The organism is Arthrobacter sp. Y3225116, assembly GCF_059091245.1.
Window position 1 is genome coordinate 1 of record NZ_JBNHGL010000557.1, and the last position, 476, is coordinate 476.

Consider the following 476-nt stretch of genomic DNA (forward strand, 5'->3'; position numbering starts at 1 on the left):
GCCGGGGCGCCGGGACGCACCACCGTGGCGGTCAACCTCGCCGCCGAATACGCCGCCGCCGGCCGGCGGACCCTGCTGATGGATGCCGATACCTACGGGGCCAGCGTCGCCGCGTTCCTTGGCCTGCTCGATGAATCTGCCGCCCTTGCCCACGCCTGCCGGCTGGCGGACCAGGGCGTGCTGGACAGCCAGGCCCTGGAACGGGTCTGCCTGAAGGTGGCCGTGGCCGGAACGTCCATGCTGGTGCTGACCGGGATTACCAGGGTGGACCGGTGGACCGAGCTGAGGCCGTCGGCGCTCGGGGCGGTGCTGGACGTGGCGCGGGCGGTGGCGGAGACCGTCGTCGTGGATTGCGGTTTCTCGCTGGAACACGACGAGGAGTTGAGCTTTGACTCGATGGCGCCGCGGCGCAACGGCGCCACCTTGCGCGTGCTGGAGGCGGCGGACCGGGTGCTGGCCGTGGGCAGCGCGGATTC

At 72.1% G+C, this 476-nt stretch carries 1 protein-coding gene; it reads left to right on the forward strand.

Annotated features, from left to right (window positions below; all coding sequences use genetic code 11):
- Positions 1-476 (forward strand): P-loop NTPase (locus AC5RV2_RS18940; RefSeq protein WP_494093610.1); only part of this gene is annotated, 476 nt, incomplete at both ends.